This window comes from Spirosoma spitsbergense DSM 19989 (assembly GCF_000374085.1).
Classification (GTDB): Bacteria; Bacteroidota; Bacteroidia; order Cytophagales; family Spirosomataceae; genus Spirosoma; species Spirosoma spitsbergense.
Genome location: NZ_KB893400.1, coordinates 93,650 through 110,851, shown reverse-complemented (window position 1 = coordinate 110,851; position 17,202 = coordinate 93,650). Strand labels below are relative to the sequence as shown.

Below are 17,202 nucleotides of genomic sequence, written 5' to 3'. Positions count from 1 at the left end.
ATCATGGGAGAGTTTCCCATCCACCAGTGCCGATAGTCGGGTGGCTGTTGGCTGGTTCTGATTGACCAGCAAATAGTCCGAGTAGAGGTCAAAAATANGGGATATAAACTCCATGAGCGCTTTTTGTGGTGTTTTTGAGTAAATTTAGAAAGAGGTTGCTACAGATAGATCAACCATGCGTAACATCAGTAAGTAAGTAGCAGGCTTACAGCATTTAGTAAAAATGGCTTCGGTACTAGTTACCGAAGCCATTTTTGTATTTTTTCTGCGGAAAATCCCGTCTCAGCAAGTCAATACAATTCCACAATCCATCCCTCATACCTTCGGGCGTTTGTAAAGGGGCACGGTGCTGCACGGTTCACCAAACAGAAGACTCTGCACAACGGGGCGCAGTACCCGCGTGATTTCCACGTAAGCCGCCGTTGGCACGGGTACGTTGGAACAGCCTTTTACTACAACGCGGGCATCGCGATAGCCTTCCCGGTTGATGCGGGAGATAGCATCGAAATATAACTTTTCTTCCAGGTCAGTCAGATTGCCGAACACGATGCTGCTTGCATGAGGCTGCAACTGCAACGTAAGGAGCATATACGCCCAGGTAGGCACAATGGCGTCTTCAGTGCAGGTAATGGCTACATTTTTACCAGCATACTGGCTCCAGTCGTGTTCTTTCAAAAACGCCCGAAAATCCTTTTCCTTTAAAATCAATCCCATAAAAAGATTGTCCTTCAGGTCATAAACAACCCGCTCACCAGGGTGATAATAGTCTTCCAGATCAAGGGTAACCAGTCCACTGCCAGCAACGCGATTCACAATTTCGGTTTCCATAATTTCTATTGCTAATACGCTGTAAACAACCACTGTCGTAAGGCCGTTCAATGCAGGCTATTTACTCATTGAGGTTAACAAAAAACGCACAAATGAGTCGGCTTTTTTTGCTACTTTTGTCCTTATATCTGTCAATAAAACGCCTTAATCAACTGGCTCATGAAATTCATAGTTTCCTCATCTGTACTGCTCAAAAACCTTCAGCATATTAACGGCGTTGTCGCCACAAATCCGATTGTTCCCATTCTCGAAAATTTCCTGTTTCGCATCGACGTTGGCGAGGATTCATCGAGCGGTACGCTTACTGTAACGGCTTCGGATTTACAGACTACCATGACCACCCAGATTCCAGTGGATGCCAGCGAGAGCGGAGCCATTGCAATCCCGGCCAAACTGTTGCTGGATACCCTTCGCAGCCTGCCCGAACAGCCCGTAACGGTTAATATTGACACCGAAACCTTTGGCACTGAAATCCTTACGGATAATGGCCGGTATAAACTATCGGGCGAGAACCCGATTGACTTCCCCAAACTACCGACTGTAACCAAGAGCATGTCGGTTGAAATGACCTCGGATGTACTGCTGAGTGCTATCAACAATACTGTTTTTGCCACCAGCACCGACGACCTGCGCCCTGCCATGACAGGGGTACTGCTGCAACTGACGGACGCTAATGCAACCTTTGTTGCCACGGATGGTCACCGACTTATCCGCTACCGCCGGACCGACCTTGGTGCATCGGGTAGTAACTCCTTTATTATTCCCCGCAAAGCGCTGCAATTGCTAAAGTCATCGCTGCCCGAGAACGAGCCAGTTACGGCAGAGTTCAGTCAGTCGAATGCGTCGTTTACGTTTGGCCCAACGCAGCTAATCTGCCGCCTGATCGATGAGCGTTTCCCCGATTATGAAAATGCGATTCCGACCAACAATCCGAACGTGATGACCATTGGTCGTACTGATCTGCTCAACTCGCTGAAGCGGATTATGATTTACGCTAACCGGACTACGCACCAGATTCGCCTGTCGCTCAAGCCAAACGCGCTAACCATCTCGGCCGAAGACCTGGATTATTCCAACGAAGCCAACGAGAAGCTCCTTTGCGATTATGATGGCGAGGCTATGGAAATTGGTTTCAATGCAAAACTGATGGCTGAAGTGCTGAGTAATCTGAGTGCCAAAATGATTACCCTCGAAATGTCGGCTCCCAACCGGGCAGGTCTGCTGATTCCGGCAGATAAAGAAGAAAACGAAGACATTCTGATGCTGGTTATGCCGGTCATGCTGAATACATACGCTTAATTTTTGAGTAAGTAGGAGTGAGGAGCGAGGAGTGAGGAGCCATCCGGTGTAAGTAAAAAATAATCAAATGGCCCCTCACTCCTCGCTCCTCACTCTTCGCTCCTTCCTATGAAATCCCGTCAGGCTCCGGCTCTTGTCTTTATTTTCATCACCCTGTTGATTGATGTTACGGGACTGGGTATTATCATCCCGGTTTTCCCGAAACTAATCGAACAGCTTATTCACGGCAACCTAAGTCAGGCGGCTAGTTGGGGGGGCTGGCTGATCTTTTCCTATGCCATTATGCAGTTCATCTTTTCTCCCGTACTGGGCGGATTGAGCGACCGCTACGGGCGCAGACCTGTGTTGCTTTTTTCGTTGTTTGGCTTCGGACTTGATTACATCCTGACTGGCTTTGCACCAACTATTGAATGGCTGTTCATTGGGCGCATATTAGCGGGCATTACGGGCGCGAGTTTCACAACCGCTTCTGCCTACATTGCCGATGTCAGTCCCCCCGAAAAACGAGCGCAGAATTTTGGGCTGGTTGGTGCCGCTTTTGGTGTAGGCTTCATTCTTGGTCCCGCCGTTGGGGGCTTTCTTGGCTCCTACGGCCCACGTGTGCCTTTCTTCGTAGCAGCAGGCTTAACGATGGTTAATTTCCTGTACGGCTTTTTCGTCCTGCCCGAATCGCTCGCTCCTGAAAACCGTCGTCCGTTCGACTGGCGACGAGCCAACCCGATTGGTTCGCTGATGCGATTGGGTAAGTACCCAATTATCCTTGGCTTAGTGGCCTCCCTGGTGCTGGTCTACATTGCCGGGTTTGCCGTGCAGGGAACATGGACGTTCTACACCATGGAGAAATTCAAGTGGGATGAGAAGACCGTTGGCTTGTCGCTGGCCGCTATTGGTGTATCATTTGCCATAGTACAGGGTGGACTGAGCCGGGTTATCATTCCGAAACTAGGGCAGGAACGGTCAGTGTACGTTGGTCTGCTATTTAGCGCTATCGGGCTTTCCCTATTTGGTTTTGCCAGCCAAAGCTGGATGATGTTTGCTTTTATGGCTGTTTATGCCATGGGGGGCATTGCCCAGCCATCTATTCAGGGCATTATATCGAATCAGGTTCCGCCCAATGAACAGGGAGAGTTGCAGGGTGCTTTGACCAGTCTGACCAGTACAACATCTATTTTTGGTCCGCTCATCATGACCAATCTCTTTTCGTACTTCACCGCTGTCAAAACCCCTCTTTATTTACCCGGTGCGCCTTATTTCCTGGGTTCTCTTTTGGTACTGATTAGTGCCCTTCTGGCCCGGCGCGGGCTGAAACGAAATGGTATTCGCAGAGTAGAATCGGTACCGACAACGGACATCCCGGTTTAAAGTGAAAAGGCGACGTTGAAGCGTAGCTTCATTTCATCTTCCGTTTTTATTCCCATCAGTGATGGCCGTTCGATCTTGTAATCGGTCATGCTAACGGGAAACTCTCCTGTCAGCGTCATTTTATTACCCGCATCCTTGCGGGTAGCCTGTACCGTAACGGGTTTGGCCACTCCATGAAAGGTCAATGTTCCTTTAGCCATCAGCATACCCGTTGAACCCGCTTCAATGTCAGAACTGACGAATGTCACGTTGGGATATTTTATCCCTTCCAGCACTTCTATGGCGTGCGAATCCCGGTTATTATTGTCACTATCGAACGAGGCTACTTTTATCGCAATAGCCACACTTTCGGGCTGCTTCGTATCGTCGTTGTAGATAACGGCCCCGTTCACATCATGACTCACGCCTTCCCACTTGTGCAATGGATGTTTGGCCGCATAAGTAACGGTCGACAGCCCTTTATCGGCCAGCAGTTTACGTTTTCCCATCGGTGCCGGACTAAAAGCAACGAAAATACACGCTACCAGCAGGCAGCAACAGTGAACAACGTACTTCATAGTTTTAGAATGCTAAGGCGATGATGGAAGCGGCATAGGCTCCAAAGGTGGTATAAGCAACAGCCCGGTGGTAGGGTTTCAGGTTGTAATGTTCATCAATCAGTCCAGCCAGCACATTGGTGGCGACCATACCCGTCAGGTGAACAATAGCCAGATATTTGTGCAGTTTGATGGAGGTGAATCCTCTTTTCGCTCCTACCACCGGAGGAGGGGCCGTTAGTGACAGCGCCAGTGTGGTGCCATAGGCAATGTTGATAAACGTGGCCGACCGTTCATGCCATCGTTTGGTATCTACGTAGTCCTGACCTTGTGCGTTGTATAACTTAGCACCTAGTAATCCCTGAGCGACAAAGCCCGCCAGTGTAACAAATCCGCCAATCTGGTGCGCTACGAGCATCGTACGCCTAACGTTTAATTCATGAATACGGCCCTCTGGTGTCAGTGGGGCAATCTTCATCGTTCGTAATAATCCTTTTGGCCCCCAGAATGCCCGTTGGGTAAAAAGCATCTTGTGCGGCAACAAAGGCTGTGCGTCGGTGGAGTCGGTCAGGCTTGCCAGCAGGTCGGTCGCTTCGTCAGCGCCTGCTGCTACTGGGGTAATGGTCGTGTCCCGACGTACAGTAGTGGAATCCTGCGCGTGCAACGAATCCATTGCAAAAACCAGCCACAATATCAGACATATGCATTTCATGGAAAGACAGTAAAGAGTGGGCACGTTCAACCAACACCAGATTTTATGCCGTAATCGTGAGTTTGTTCCCATCCGTACTCGGGGTTGTTTTATACAGTTTCATAGCACTGGTAGCCGGCCCCTGTTTCACGGTGCCATCGGTGGCAAATAGGGAACCATGCGCACTACAGCCAAAATCATCGGAAGCCAGTTGATAGGCAACAAGATCGTTATTCTGGTGCGTACAAAGGCGTTGAATCGTTACAAACTTGTTCCCTTTCGTGTTGGCAACCAGTACGTCTCCCACTTTCACAAAAGAACCTGCTGTTTTAAGCTTACTATAATTGGCGTCTGTTAAGTCAAGCGTGAAATTGACCGCTCCCTTGGCCGTTTCTGCATTACCTGTCAGTCCAGTCGATGTGGTTGGCGTGGTTGGGGTAGTAGGTGTGGTAGCAGGTGTAGGGTCGCTGCTTTTGGAACAGGCGGTCAGGCCGGTACCCATGCAGTAAAAGGCCATCAATGCGGCACTGCTCATACCCAGGCTACGCAGAAATTCTCCGCGCTTCATTTGGTCAGTTGTTAAATTGCTTTCCATTTGGTTGTTCGTTTTCATATAGATACAATAATTAGTTGCCCGGGCGGTGAGTTGATTTTTAAAGTTTATACCGCAGGGAGAAGAAAGTACCTGTGCTCAATAGATTAAGTTTCAGGTAGCCAATCCGCTTGAGCGGAACCTTCATAAACGGTTCCACTTGCCACGACAATCGGCGACTGATGGCCCGCTCATACCCGGCAGAGAGGTTTAGTTCGCTGAATCCATAGCTCCCACTCGTTCCGCTCCATCCCCAGTTGTATGGGTAAATGTGCGGACTTGTGGGGTCGGCATACTGGTACGTATAATCCTCCTGATTCATGATATAGGATGTTACGCCACCGCTCACAAACCACCGGCTGGGAGCCTGACCATTCAGTCGGGAACGCAGGGCTACGTCGTACCGTATGTTTACGGGAATATCAATCATACTACAGCGACCGTCGACCCCTTCAGGCTTCACAGCCCATTTGAGGGCGTAGTCGGGCAATGCATAATCGGTGGTAGCGGCTTTATACACTTTCGTGCTCTTAATTACTCCTGCCTGAATACTCCAGCGCGATGCCACTTTATATTCGAGAAATAACCCTACGTTGGTACCTGGTCGGGTGAAGTTCGTCAATCCAATCCCGCTCAAATCGGGTGATACGGCAAACCGAACACTTAGCCCCCGAATGGTTGCCGGTTGAGAAGCAATTTTTCTGGCGGTGGTGTCGGGATGTATCTCAACAGGGCGACTAATAACGGGTAACGGCTTTGCCCATTTCATCGGTCGACTAGCCAGTTCTGCTACGTCTGACAATACGATGGCGGTCGACTCATTTACAGCTACAGGAAATTCATTTTCACTTCCCGTTGAACCATTTGCGGGCATGTCTACCAGTGCATTCGTGCCGCGCTGTTTATCGGATACCAGCCTGTCCTTTGACCAATGCATACTGTTGGGAGTAGTAGTTAACTCATTATCAGCCGTATTTTTTCGAAGTTTTTCATCCAATGAGCTACCAGCTGTCAGGTTCTTCCTGCGAAAAACACGGCTGGTACTTGTTGGTGCCTTAGCGACTGTGTAGGGCAACTTATCCAGCGGTGAGCGAGCTACTTTTTTCTTTTTTGCTGTAGATACCGATTCGGAGTAGTCCATTTTTTCTTTCCCGCTGCGTTTTACAGCCCTTATCCTGTCAGGCATAACCCGCGTTTTAGTTGGTCGCACTGGTACGGTGTTGGGACGGCTCTCTAGCGTACTCCAGTCAGGCATTATAAGCTCCAGGCCAGTTTCTTGCCTGGAACTTGTAACAGCCTGTTCCGGCATACGCATTGATTTTACATTGGCAACTTCTCCATTATCAGGCCGTTTAGATGCAAGTGGCCCTCCTCCCCAGTCCATTACTGCCTTTACGGTATCGGGGTTACTTTGTACTGACAATACGGAAACGGGCCCGGCAAATTTGTCGGATTGATAAACAACCCAACCAATAAGCAGTAATAACAATACAAGGGGTAGGCCCCAGCGCAGGATATTCTTCACCAGTGAGACTCCACTGGTGGGCACAATGTGGTCGTTTGCATCAAGGCGGGCTTTCATATCCTGCCAGGCCGCCGAATCGAACGGCATTTTGAACTCTTCAGCCGACTTTCTGAAGAGGCCATCCAATTGGTCATCGGTTAGCTCTGACATACTCATCGTTGTTTAAGTGTTTTAATAACTGGCGCAGGTTTTCGCGTGCCCGCGCCAGATTCGATTTCGACGCACCAACTGAAATTCCCAGTTGCCCGGCAATTTCTTCGTGCGTAAATCCATCCATAACATACAGGTTAAAAACCAGCCGATAGGCAGGCGATAATCGTTGAATCAATTCCATTAAATCATCGTGAGCCAACTGACTAAGCGCATCCGGCGTTTGAGAAACGACGGTTTGTTCGAATGGCTCAATCGTTTCATGCTGATGGCGTACTTCCTGCCGATAGTGGTCAATAGCCGTGTTGATCAGAATACGCCGGAGCCATCCTTTGAAGGGCTGCAGCGGGTCATACTGGTCCAGGCGGGTAAATACCTTCAGGAAACCATCATTTAGCACCTCCATTGCGCTCTCGCGGGTAGGGGCATAGCGTAGGCAAACACTCATAGCATACCCATAAAATTGCCGGTAGAGCAATTCCTGACTTTGCCGGTGGTTGCGCAGACAACCCGCCAGAACGTCGGATAGTGCCGGTATGTTGGGAGTGTTGGACAAAGTGCTTCGTTTATACGTAAACGAAATAGTTCATAGCATCAACTGTGTTTTTAAGATGAGAAAAGGAACAGTTGAACCGGTTCATTCATCAATACGGCAGGCCCTGAAAAAGGGTTGCGTACTGTCGGGAAATAATCAATCTTCCTTGTCAGACCTACGGTCAGCCCGGATTTCGGGGAGTGTGTCCGGGTCAATCAGTCCCAGCGAAGCCGCATGTTCAGCAGCGGCAACCGTGTCTGACACCAGCAGCATGGGTACATTATATGCTTCGGTGGTTCGGATAAGTTCACGTACCGATTCATCGCGCCGGTCTTCTGATACGTCCCGAATGTACACCGCCCGAATCCGGCCGGGGTTTTCGCGTACCACCTGCGCATAAATTTCAGGGTCCTGCTGGCCACTATCGCCAATGAGTACGAATGCCAGGTTTGGGTTTACATCCAGCACCTTGCGAATCATCGCTAATTTGTGCGTATGATGCCCTTCGGATGCAAAAAGCTTGGTGCTCAAACTAAAATCACGCAGCAGAATGGGCCCTTTGGGAATTCCCTGAATCCGGAAGAAATCAACCAGCAGGTCGTACAGATTCCAGGGGCTGCTGGATACAAAATAAATGGGGTTGAACAACGTCGTGACGGGACCACTCTGCAAGGCTCGATAAAAAGCAGCTATGCCGGCAAAGGGCAATCGGGTATAGGCATTACCCAGAAAAGTAAGTTTTGCCGTCTGAAGCAGGTTTGTCGCATCCGTTACCAGCACCGTATCGTCAATATCAGAAATAACCCCAAACTGACTAAATGTGGGCGAAACCATCAGATAACCGTCTTTCACGATAGACTTGCCACCGGCTCCGTTTGGGAAGGCAGGCTGTACCATTCCATCCACCGAATAGCGAACCGGAAACCATACCCGGCTAGGGGGTAAATCATTTGGCGGATTGATAGTCAGGTCAAAATACCCTTCTTTATCCGTTACGGTCGTATGCGTTTGACCGAAGGCGTCTATTCGTACTGTTGCATTCGGTACCGCATCACTGTCAAAACGCTGATAGGTAGCCAGCATATTATGCCAGAACGTATCCCGGTCGCTGGGCGTCGTTAACCATTTCTGGCGCAAAACCCGGCCTTTTAACCAGACGGCTTCCGGACTGCCGAAGCCTCGGTAGTAAATAATTTTGTACGGTTCATCCGCATCGAGTCGTCCGGAAAGCCGTGTTTTCAGCCGGTCGAACTGCGTTTCGATATCGGTAGCCGTATTAGTCAGTAATTCTTTCCACGATGCCATTAGTAGACATAGGATTGTTTGGAATAAGCTTTCAGCAGGAAGAGCACCGCACTTTTTCGGCCTTCCCGCCTTTAGTGGTAACTTGCAGACGAAAGTAGAATTTAAAGACCATGAATAAACAAATTGTTTATACCGAGCAGGCTCCAGCTCCCATTGGGCCTTACAGTCAGGCCGTAAAAGTTACTGATGCGTCCCCCGCGGGCATGTTATTCGTTTCCGGGCAGATTGCCGCTGAGTTAGCCCCAAAAGGTGATATTAAGGCTGAAACACTGAAAGTAATGGAGAACATCGGCGCCATTCTAAAGGCAGCCGACATGGAGTACAGCCACATCGTAAAGTCCAGCATTTTCGTGAAGGACATGACTGATTTTGGAGCTATCAACGAGGTGTACGGACAGTTTTTCGACAACCAGCCGCCCGCCCGCGAAACGGTTGAGGTAGCCCGCCTTCCCAAAGATGTTAATGTTGAAATTTCAGTAATAGCTATACAATGAGTGAAAGAATGAAAGGGCGAAAGAGCGAAAGTTGCTAACGCAAACGATGGACGCGCCAGCAACTTTCACTCTTTCGTTCTTTCGCTCTTTCACTCTTTCACTCTCTCTCATGTCAACTCCCGTTCGCGTTCGTTTCGCACCCAGCCCTACCGGTCCCCTGCACATTGGTGGCGTGCGAACTGCGCTGTATAATTATTTATTTGCCCGAAAAATGGGCGGCCAAATGCTCCTTCGGATTGAGGATACCGACCAGAATCGGTTTGTACCTGGTGCCGAAGAGTATATCCTCGAAGCCCTTCGCTGGGTAGGTATCGAAATTGACGAAGGCCAGGGAACAGGGGGCCCCCACGCTCCCTACCGGCAGTCGGAACGGCGGGATATTTACCAGAAAGAAGCCCGGCGACTAGTTGATGAAGGCAAGGCCTACTACGCGTTTGATACGGCCGAAGAACTGGATGCCATGCGGAAACGACTCGAAGAAGCCAATGCACCAGCCGCCCAGTACAATGCCATTACCCGGATGCAAATGCGAAATTCACTAACCATGAAGGCCGACGATGTACGCGCCCGCATGGAGGCTGGTGAGCCTTATGTAATTCGACTGAAAACGCCCCGCAAGGAAGAAGTCCGATTGAACGACCTGATTCGAGGCTGGGTCAACGTCCATTCCTCCGCCATCGACGACAAGGTTCTGCTGAAATCCGATGGTTTGCCTACTTACCATCTGGCCAATATTGTAGACGATCATTTGATGGGTATTACGCACGTTATTCGGGGAGAGGAATGGCTGCCATCGGCACCACTCCACGTGCTGTTATATCGGTATCTGGGCTGGGAGTCTACCATGCCGCAGTTCGCTCACCTGCCCCTGCTGCTGAAACCCGAAGGAAACGGAAAACTCAGTAAGCGTGATGCTGACCTGGGCGGATTCCCAATTTTCCCCCTGCAATGGACAGACCCCGTTACCGGACAGGTAGCCCGTGGCTTCCGGGAAGATGGTTACCTACCCGAAGCGACGATTAATTTTCTGGCGTTGCTGGGCTGGAACCCCGGTACGGAACAGGAACTGTTTACGATGGATGAACTAATCGCCAGTTTCGAACTGACGCAGGTACATAAAGCCGGTGCCCGTTTCGATATTCAGAAGGCGCAGTGGTTTAATCATCAGTACATTCGTCAGCAACCCGATACCGCCCTGGCGCCTGCTGTTCAACAACAGGCCGAAGCCGCCGGCTTCTCCTGCTCACCCGAAAAAGCCGAAAAAATTGCGGCTCTGCTGAAAGGTCGCGTCAATTTCGCTCAGGAGATTTTCGCGGAAGCCGATACCATTTTCAACGCACCAACGAGTTATGATGAAGCCATTGCCACGGCCAAATGGAATGACGACGCAGTGAAAGCCGTAACTGCTTTCCGGGATGCGCTGATTCCGTTCGATGGAGAATTTGTGGCCGAAACGATCAAACACACGCTTTCCGATGCCATGACGCAGGCAGGTATCAAGCAGGGCAAAATCATGCAGGCCATGCGCCTGGCCTTAACCGGTTCCGGTGCTGGCCCCGACCTGATGCTGACGATGGAAATCATCGGTCAGGACGAAACGGTCAAACGGCTGGAGAAGGCATTGGATAATCTGAAAGTGCTGAAGAGCTAATTTTTAAACCTAAAAGGTCTTTTGTACCTTTTAGGTTTATACGTCAAACACAAAATACAATGGCCAAGAAAAAAGCGAACCCCGACGAAAACGACAAGCCCCGTGTTCACAAAGAACTGGAAGGGTTTGATATTCAGATCAACTCGTTCGGTGAGATCACCACTAGTTTCGACATCGACAAAATCAATCAGTTTCTGAACAAAACGGTTGATGATAAAAAGCTCCGTCACCGTACCGACCTGAATCTGAAAGGCACCCCGGAGCCTCAGGACGAGGCCGGGGAAGCCGAAGTAGACGATGATGACCTCATCGACGATAAGGATTTGCTGGATGATGATGATAAGTAGGTTTTGGTGGTATCCTAATCCGTAAAAAGGCCCGACTGGGAAACTTTCGCACCGTTTGTCAGAAAACTACTGGACGAAATGCACACGATTCCGTAGTTTTCACTCGTAAAAAAACAGACGATAAACGCTTAACGACTACTCCTATGTACTCACACGAAATCGACTACAAAATCATTGGCGAAGACATCCAGGTTGTTGAAATCGAACTGGACCCCAACGAAACCGTCATTGCCGAAGCGGGCTCCATGCTGTTCATGGAAGATGGCATCACGTTTGAAACCAAAATGGGTGATGGCTCGCAACCCGATCAGGGCTTTTTGGGCAAACTGCTTCAGGCCGGTTCACGGATGGTTATGGGCGAATCGTTATTTATGACGCACTTCACCAACCGGGGCGTTGGTAAGCGGAAAGTGGCTTTCGCAGCTCCGTATCCCGGCACCATTATGCCCGTTAACCTGGCCAATATCTACGGCAATACACTCATCGTCCAGAAAGACGCGTTCCTTTGTGCAGCCCTTGGCACTAAACTGAGTATTCAGTTCAATCAGCGGCTGGGAGCCGGTTTTTTTGGCGGAGAAGGCTTCATTCTGGAGAAAGTACAGGGTGACGGTATGGCATTTATTCATTCTGGTGGCGTAGTCATTGAGCGGACATTAAATAACGAGACGCTACGGGTCGACACGGGTTGTGTGGTTGGGTTTGAGCCCAGCATCAACTTCGACATTCAGCGGGCGGGTGGCCTGCGCAGCATGGTATTCGGGGGTGAAGGTCTGTTCCTGGCTACCCTTCGCGGTTCCGGCAAAGTATGGATTCAGTCGATGCCAATTTCAAAACTGGTACAGCGTTTAGCCCCTAACAGTGCCCAGAGCCATAAAGAAGGTGGTTCCGTACTTGGGCAACTAGGTAACCTGTTTGAAGGGTAAACCTGTCATAGATTACCAGCCGGATTTTTTCCATCTTTGTTGACGAAACCCTGGTCGATTTTCTGTTCTTCATAACGAAAAATTGACCAGGGTTTCGCTTTTATCATTCCCGCCCTCCGATTCATTTGCCGACCACGCAAACCCCTGCCTATTCTGTAGAAGGCTACGTTGACATTTGACAACGTTCTGCCAGGACATCATCAGGGAGTCAGGAAAGGCCGAATAGCCGTAATGACTTCATCAGGGTGGGTAATCAGATTGAAATGATCACCTGATACGGTGCTCACGCGATTGTCCGGGTAACGAATAATCGTATCTTTCTTTGAGTGAATGATCACCTCAGGCTGAACGTCAATCTGTTCACCCAGCGGATTCAGAATAATCCGTAATTGATTGATGACGTAGGTAGGCGGACTATCAATTAAGTTTTGGAATACTTCGCCAAAGATTTGGGCGGAGGGTTTATTTCGGTAGACTAGTCCTAGCAAGAGCCGTTTATTGAACTGGTTCAAGTACCAGCCCTTCCGAACCAGCCAATGAATGATCGCTGAATTTTTGACTGGTAGTACCACCTTTGCCGGGTCGGTCCAGGAGGCAATCTGTATAATTGAGCAGCCGGTCAGGTGTTTGATGGCGTAGGCAATCCAGCCCCCCATAGAATGCCCGATCACCCAGTCTGCCGACGTTATGTGGTGCTTGTCGACCAGCATCCGGGCGTACCCGATGGCGGTGAGCGAGGGCATAGGCTGACTACCCAACAAATCCGAATTCTCAACAAACACGTGTTCGCCCGGTAGTTGAGGAGCTATCTGGCTGAAGATACGTTGCGTTTCGCCAAAACCGGGAATAAAAATCAGGCGCATAGGGGGCTTTTTCAGGCGTTAGACTTACCAGATGTATTGTCAGCGTAAAAACTTTTTCATCGCCTGCCAGTAGCCCACGGGCATGATCCGTTCCAGCCACGCAATCGCCCTTGCATCGGTGCCTACCATAACGCGGGCGCGTCCCTGCTCGATACCTTTTACGATAATTTCGCCGGCTTGTTCTGGCGGCAGTCGCAGCATTTTTTCCTGAAGTGCCTGCTTCTGACGAATTATTTCCAGACTGGTTCCCGAAGGCACCCGGGCATTCCGGGCAATGGCCGTAGCCACCCCACCCGGATGCACGACAGTCACCCCAATGGGTGTGTTTTCCAGTTCGTGGCGCAGCGCGTTGGCAAATCCCCGAACGGCAAACTTACTGGCCGAATACGCACTTTGTTCAGGGGGCGAAACGATACCGAATATGCTGGAGAGATAAACGAGACGAGCTTCATCGCGCTGGTGCAGATACGGCAGGAACGCCCGCGTCATGCGCACCACCGCCAGAAAATTAACGTCCATGACCCAATCGAAATCAACTTCACTCACTTGCCCGAAGGTACCCCCAACGGCTACCCCAGCGTTGTTGACCAACAAATCAAGGCAACCGTGGTCCGATATAACCTGAGCCGGCAGCGTATTCACCCCCTCGCGACTCGTCACATCGAGCGGATAGCTGGTGACCCGCCTGCCCAGTGCCTGGACCTGTTGGTGCGTTTGCTCCAGTGTCCGCGGATTGATGTCCACCAGGGCCAGGTGGCAGCCGCGCCGGGCCAGAGACAGGGCAATAGCCTGCCCTATGCCGCTACCCGCCCCGGTAATCAGAGCTACTTTGCTGGTCAGATTCATGGGAGTGCGCCTTTAGGACCGAAGTGTAAGACGCCATCGGCCAGGCGGCCAAAGCGGATGGTGAGCATGTCCTGTAGATAATTCTGGAACACGCGCCACGGCCGACGGGAACCCTGCTTAGGCAGCAGTTTCTGAGCACGCTGCACGTAGCCAGACGAAAAACTAAGCAGCGGTTCGGGCTGCACATCGTCCTGCGGGCGCGGCACAACAATTGAGTAACCGTGGTGGTCCATGTAGCGGAGCAACCGACACACGTAGCCCGCCGTCAGGTCTGTTTTCAACGTCCACGACGCATTGGTATAGCCGAAGGCGAGTGCGAAGTTCGGCACGTTACCCAGCATCATTCCCTTATAGGCCATTAGTTGGTTCGGTTGGTAGACCTGCCCGTCGACGGTTAGCGACATTCCCCCGAACAGTTTCACTTTCAGTCCAGTTGCCAGGACTACCACATCGGCCGGAAGTTCCTGCCCGGATTTAAGCCGCAGGCCCGTGGCAGTGAAACGGTCAATTTCATCGGTAACTACGGAGGCTAGCCCCTGATTAATTGCCTGGAACAAATCACCGTCCGGCACTACACAAAGCCGCTGATCCCAAGGATTATAGCGCGGGCTAAAATGCGTGTTGACATCATAGTCCGGGCCAAGCTGCTGGGCGGCCATTTTAACAAAACGGCGTTTCATATGCCGGGGAAAACGCCGGGTAAGCTTGTACGCGGCCATACCCAGCAGAAGGTTTTTCCAACGGGTAAATCCGTAAGCCAAACGCTCGGGCAGGTAACGCCGAAGAAAGAGTGCAATCGCATCCTGACCGGGCAGGGCAACCACATACGTAGGGGACCGCTGCAACATGGTTACGTGCGCTGCCGACTGCGCCATGGCGGGCACCAGTGTCACAGCCGTTGCTCCACTGCCAACGACCACTACCCGCTTGTCGGTGTAGTTCAACTCCTGTGGCCAGAACTGCGGCAAAACAACCGTTCCCCGAAAGTCGGCTTCAGCGGTAAACTCCGGTCGGTAGGCTTCCTCATAGCTATAATAGCCACTGCACATATACAGAAACCGGGTTCGAAGAATGCGGGGCGCACCTGTTGGCACATGCACAGCTTCAACGCGCCAACAGGCCTCCTGGCTCGACCAGCTGGCTCCTATCACTTTATAGCCGAAATGAATGTGGTCAACGATGCTACCTTCCCGGGCGGTTTCCTCGATGTACTGCCGGATAGATGAACCATCGGCAATGGCTTTGGGGTTTCGCCAGGGTTTGAATCCGTACCCTAGTGTATGCATATCCGAATCGGAGCGAACACCCGGATAGCGGAAAAGGTCCCAGGTGCCGCCAATGGCTTCCCGGGCTTCCAGGATAGCGTATCGCTTGTTTGGGCACTGTTCCTGTAGCCAGTGGGCGGTGCCTATCCCGGACAGGCCAGCACCTACAATCAGTACATCGAGTGGGTTTTCCGGCTGCGGGAATTGGGCAGTAGCCATAAAAGAGCGAACATCAGAACAAACAGGTGATCAGAAATCTGGTCAACATTAGTTTGACAATTTACCCTATCCAATTTGATTTGACACGGTGAATTGTAAAAAATTTAGCTATACCTTCCAGGAAAAGGAGAAGCATGTGAAATGGTGGTGATTACTGATTCCGGTAGCTTAATAAACATACCGTTAGGGAAGAAATAACAGTATAGGAAGAAGACCATCAAGAAAATTTGGCAATTGAAGAAATTTCTATCAGCTTATCTTTGTTGAATCATGATGGGAAACAAAACACCGCGACAACCCGGCAACGCTTAACACACGATAAACGAATGGAAGTTATTTGCACCAACGACAATTTCCCGGCTCCCGTACTGGCCTTTTATGCGGAGTTTGGCATACAGACGCCCAAACGGGATAAGATGTACACCGTACGACAGGTAAAGCGCCACACAACCGGCGAAACCGGAATCTTACTGAACGAAATAAAGAACCCGGATGTGCCAGTAAAGCATCCGGTAATGGGCGAAGTCTGGTTTGAACCAACCTTCAACGTCAACCGCTTTGCTACCCTGATGGGACAACCCGTGCGGCAGGAAGAAATGGAAGACGTAAATGCGTAAGTGGCCTCGATTACAGAACGCAATAGCCTGGTACCAAACAGCCAGACGTTTACGTTCTTACATAGCCAGGAGGGCCGCATCCAGCAACCATCAACTAATCTAAACCGGACGTGGCCGTCCATCCTACCCTGCACCCGTGATCAGGCTTTTTCTTGTACTTCTTACTGGTCTTGTGCTTAGTGCCTGTGGCAGTAGCCCGTCGGAGAATTACATACCCAAACCGAAAGGTTTTCCCCGAATCGATTTACCGGTGGCCGATTATACCCTACTCGAACCTACGCATCCTTATCAGTTTGAGTATAATAAAGTTGCCCGAATTTTACCGGATACCTTCGCCCGGTCGGAACCCGACTGGATTTTCATTAACTATCCAACCTTTCACGCCAGCGTACAGTTGACCTACAAGCCCGTTCGGAACGACGTGAACCGGTTGAGAGCGATGCTGGAGGACTCGTATAAACTGGCGGCCCGGCATAACATCAAAGCCTACGCCATCGAAGAGAAGAAAATCCGGTTAAAATCGGGACTGGAAGCCAGCTTGATTGATTTATCGGGCGAAGTACCGAGCCAGGTACAGTTTATCACGACGGACTCGACAACGCACTTTTTGCGTGGCGCTCTGTACTTCAACACGGCTACTGAAAACGATTCGCTGCAACCCGTTATTCAATACATTCGCAAAGACATTCTACACTTACTCAACACGTTGACCTGGAGAAAATAACCCTGAATTCATGAAAGCGATACTTACCCTTTTTGCCTGCCTGTCGTTGTCCGTCGGAGTGGCCCAAACCAAAAAACCGGCGGCTAAAACCGACAAACCAGCCGTAACCAAGTCGCCTGGCCAACTCGTGTATGAACAAAACTGCCTTACCTGTCACCAGGCGAGCGGTTCGGGCGTTCCCAACCTAAACCCGCCTTTGCGCGGTACCGACTGGGTTTTAGGTGATAAAAGTCGGCTCATTAATGTGGTATTGAAGGGATTGCAGGGACAGGAAATTGAAGGCGACATGTACGACAATGCCATGCCCGCCCACGCCTTCCTGAATGACACCCAGATTGCCGATGTACTGACCTATATCCGAAGCAATTTTGGTAATAAAGCCGATGCGATTACAGCGGAGGAAGTAAAAGCCCTTCGGGAAAAGTAGGCA

19 protein-coding genes are annotated in these 17,202 nt (G+C 50.5%); 9 read left to right on the top strand and 10 right to left on the bottom strand.

What is annotated here, in order from left to right:
- Positions 1-315 precede the first annotated feature (315 nt).
- Positions 316-828, bottom strand: coding sequence for a DUF2480 family protein (locus B157_RS0103635; RefSeq protein ID WP_020602023.1), 513 nt, complete (start codon positions 826-828; stop codon positions 316-318).
- Positions 829-987: 159 nt separating this feature from the next.
- On the opposite strand from B157_RS0103635, the gene dnaN reads away from it, so the two are divergent.
- Together dnaN and B157_RS0103625 are read left to right on the top strand one after the other, a co-directional pair.
- The gene (gene dnaN / locus B157_RS0103630; RefSeq protein ID WP_020602022.1) at positions 988-2,127 is read left to right on the top strand and encodes a DNA polymerase III subunit beta; all 1,140 of its coding nucleotides are present in this window, start codon (positions 988-990) and stop codon (positions 2,125-2,127) included.
- Between the two features lie 108 nt (positions 2,128-2,235).
- Positions 2,236-3,489: a TCR/Tet family MFS transporter gene (locus B157_RS0103625; protein ID WP_020602021.1), complete on the top strand. Its 1,254-nt coding sequence runs from the start codon at positions 2,236-2,238 to the stop codon at positions 3,487-3,489.
- Here the strand turns inward: B157_RS0103625 and B157_RS0103620 are convergent.
- The 6 genes from B157_RS0103620 to B157_RS0103595 all read right to left on the bottom strand — a co-directional run bounded on the left by B157_RS0103620 (position 3,486) and on the right by B157_RS0103595 (position 8,823).
- Positions 3,486-4,046: a YceI family protein gene (locus B157_RS0103620; RefSeq protein ID WP_020602020.1), complete on the bottom strand. Its 561-nt coding sequence runs from the start codon at positions 4,044-4,046 to the stop codon at positions 3,486-3,488. The two genes, B157_RS0103625 and B157_RS0103620, sit on opposite strands and share 4 nt — an antisense overlap.
- 4 nt (positions 4,047-4,050) lie before the next feature.
- Positions 4,051-4,698, bottom strand: a complete 648-nt coding sequence (locus tag B157_RS0103615; protein ID WP_020602019.1) for a hypothetical protein — start codon at positions 4,696-4,698, stop codon at positions 4,051-4,053.
- 82 nt (positions 4,699-4,780) lie between these two features.
- Positions 4,781-5,329 (bottom strand): QcrA and Rieske domain-containing protein, encoded by a 549-nt coding sequence (locus B157_RS0103610; protein WP_020602018.1) that lies wholly within the window; start codon positions 5,327-5,329, stop codon positions 4,781-4,783.
- Positions 5,330-5,369: 40 nt separating this feature from the next.
- Complete coding sequence (locus B157_RS0103605; RefSeq protein WP_157618293.1) at positions 5,370-6,989, bottom strand: porin family protein; 1,620 nt, start codon at positions 6,987-6,989, stop codon at positions 5,370-5,372.
- Positions 6,964-7,539 carry an RNA polymerase sigma factor gene (locus B157_RS0103600; protein WP_026308464.1) on the bottom strand — a complete coding sequence of 192 codons (576 nt, stop codon included), beginning with the start codon at positions 7,537-7,539 and terminating at the stop codon, positions 6,964-6,966. Before B157_RS0103600 ends, B157_RS0103605 begins: the two co-directional genes overlap by 26 nt.
- A gap of 135 nt (positions 7,540-7,674) precedes the next feature.
- Positions 7,675-8,823 carry an App1 family protein phosphatidate phosphatase gene (locus tag B157_RS0103595; protein WP_020602015.1) on the bottom strand — a complete coding sequence of 383 codons (1,149 nt, stop codon included), beginning with the start codon at positions 8,821-8,823 and terminating at the stop codon, positions 7,675-7,677.
- Between the two features lie 110 nt (positions 8,824-8,933).
- On the opposite strand from B157_RS0103595, the gene B157_RS0103590 reads away from it, so the two are divergent.
- The 4 genes from B157_RS0103590 to B157_RS0103575 all read left to right on the top strand — a co-directional run bounded on the left by B157_RS0103590 (position 8,934) and on the right by B157_RS0103575 (position 12,238).
- Positions 8,934-9,317, top strand: a complete 384-nt coding sequence (locus B157_RS0103590) for a Rid family detoxifying hydrolase (RefSeq protein ID WP_020602014.1) — start codon at positions 8,934-8,936, stop codon at positions 9,315-9,317.
- Positions 9,318-9,426: 109 nt separating this feature from the next.
- Positions 9,427-10,968: a glutamate--tRNA ligase gene (gene gltX / locus B157_RS0103585; protein ID WP_026308463.1), complete on the top strand. Its 1,542-nt coding sequence runs from the start codon at positions 9,427-9,429 to the stop codon at positions 10,966-10,968.
- A gap of 59 nt (positions 10,969-11,027) precedes the next feature.
- Positions 11,028-11,315: a hypothetical protein gene (locus tag B157_RS0103580; RefSeq protein WP_020602012.1), complete on the top strand. Its 288-nt coding sequence runs from the start codon at positions 11,028-11,030 to the stop codon at positions 11,313-11,315.
- A 143-nt stretch (positions 11,316-11,458) separates the two neighbouring features.
- Positions 11,459-12,238 (top strand): TIGR00266 family protein, encoded by a 780-nt coding sequence (locus tag B157_RS0103575; RefSeq protein WP_020602011.1) that lies wholly within the window; start codon positions 11,459-11,461, stop codon positions 12,236-12,238.
- Positions 12,239-12,438: 200 nt separating this feature from the next.
- Here the strand turns inward: B157_RS0103575 and B157_RS0103565 are convergent, their stop codons facing one another.
- From B157_RS0103565 to B157_RS0103555, 3 genes are read right to left on the bottom strand one after another with little or no spacing between them, the layout of a single operon-like run.
- The gene (locus tag B157_RS0103565) at positions 12,439-13,101 is read right to left on the bottom strand and encodes an alpha/beta fold hydrolase (RefSeq protein ID WP_020602009.1); all 663 of its coding nucleotides are present in this window, start codon (positions 13,099-13,101) and stop codon (positions 12,439-12,441) included.
- 39 nt (positions 13,102-13,140) lie between these two features.
- Entirely contained in the window at positions 13,141-13,947 is an 807-nt protein-coding gene (locus tag B157_RS0103560) for an SDR family NAD(P)-dependent oxidoreductase (RefSeq protein WP_020602008.1), read from the bottom strand.
- Positions 13,944-15,431 carry a flavin-containing monooxygenase gene (locus B157_RS0103555; protein ID WP_020602007.1) on the bottom strand — a complete coding sequence of 496 codons (1,488 nt, stop codon included), beginning with the start codon at positions 15,429-15,431 and terminating at the stop codon, positions 13,944-13,946. The genes B157_RS0103560 and B157_RS0103555 overlap by 4 nt, the downstream gene beginning before the upstream one ends.
- Before the next feature lie 326 nt (positions 15,432-15,757).
- On the opposite strand from B157_RS0103555, the gene B157_RS0103550 reads away from it, so the two are divergent.
- From B157_RS0103550 to B157_RS0103540, 3 genes are all read left to right on the top strand, one after another.
- Complete coding sequence (locus tag B157_RS0103550) at positions 15,758-16,048, top strand: hypothetical protein (protein WP_018617676.1); 291 nt, start codon at positions 15,758-15,760, stop codon at positions 16,046-16,048.
- A 136-nt stretch (positions 16,049-16,184) separates the two neighbouring features.
- Positions 16,185-16,772, top strand: a complete 588-nt coding sequence (gene gldD, locus B157_RS0103545) for a gliding motility lipoprotein GldD (protein WP_026308462.1) — start codon at positions 16,185-16,187, stop codon at positions 16,770-16,772.
- A gap of 10 nt (positions 16,773-16,782) precedes the next feature.
- On the top strand, positions 16,783-17,199 hold the full coding sequence (locus B157_RS0103540; protein ID WP_020602005.1) for a c-type cytochrome: 417 nt from the start codon (positions 16,783-16,785) through the stop codon (positions 17,197-17,199).
- Positions 17,200-17,202 lie beyond the last annotated feature (3 nt).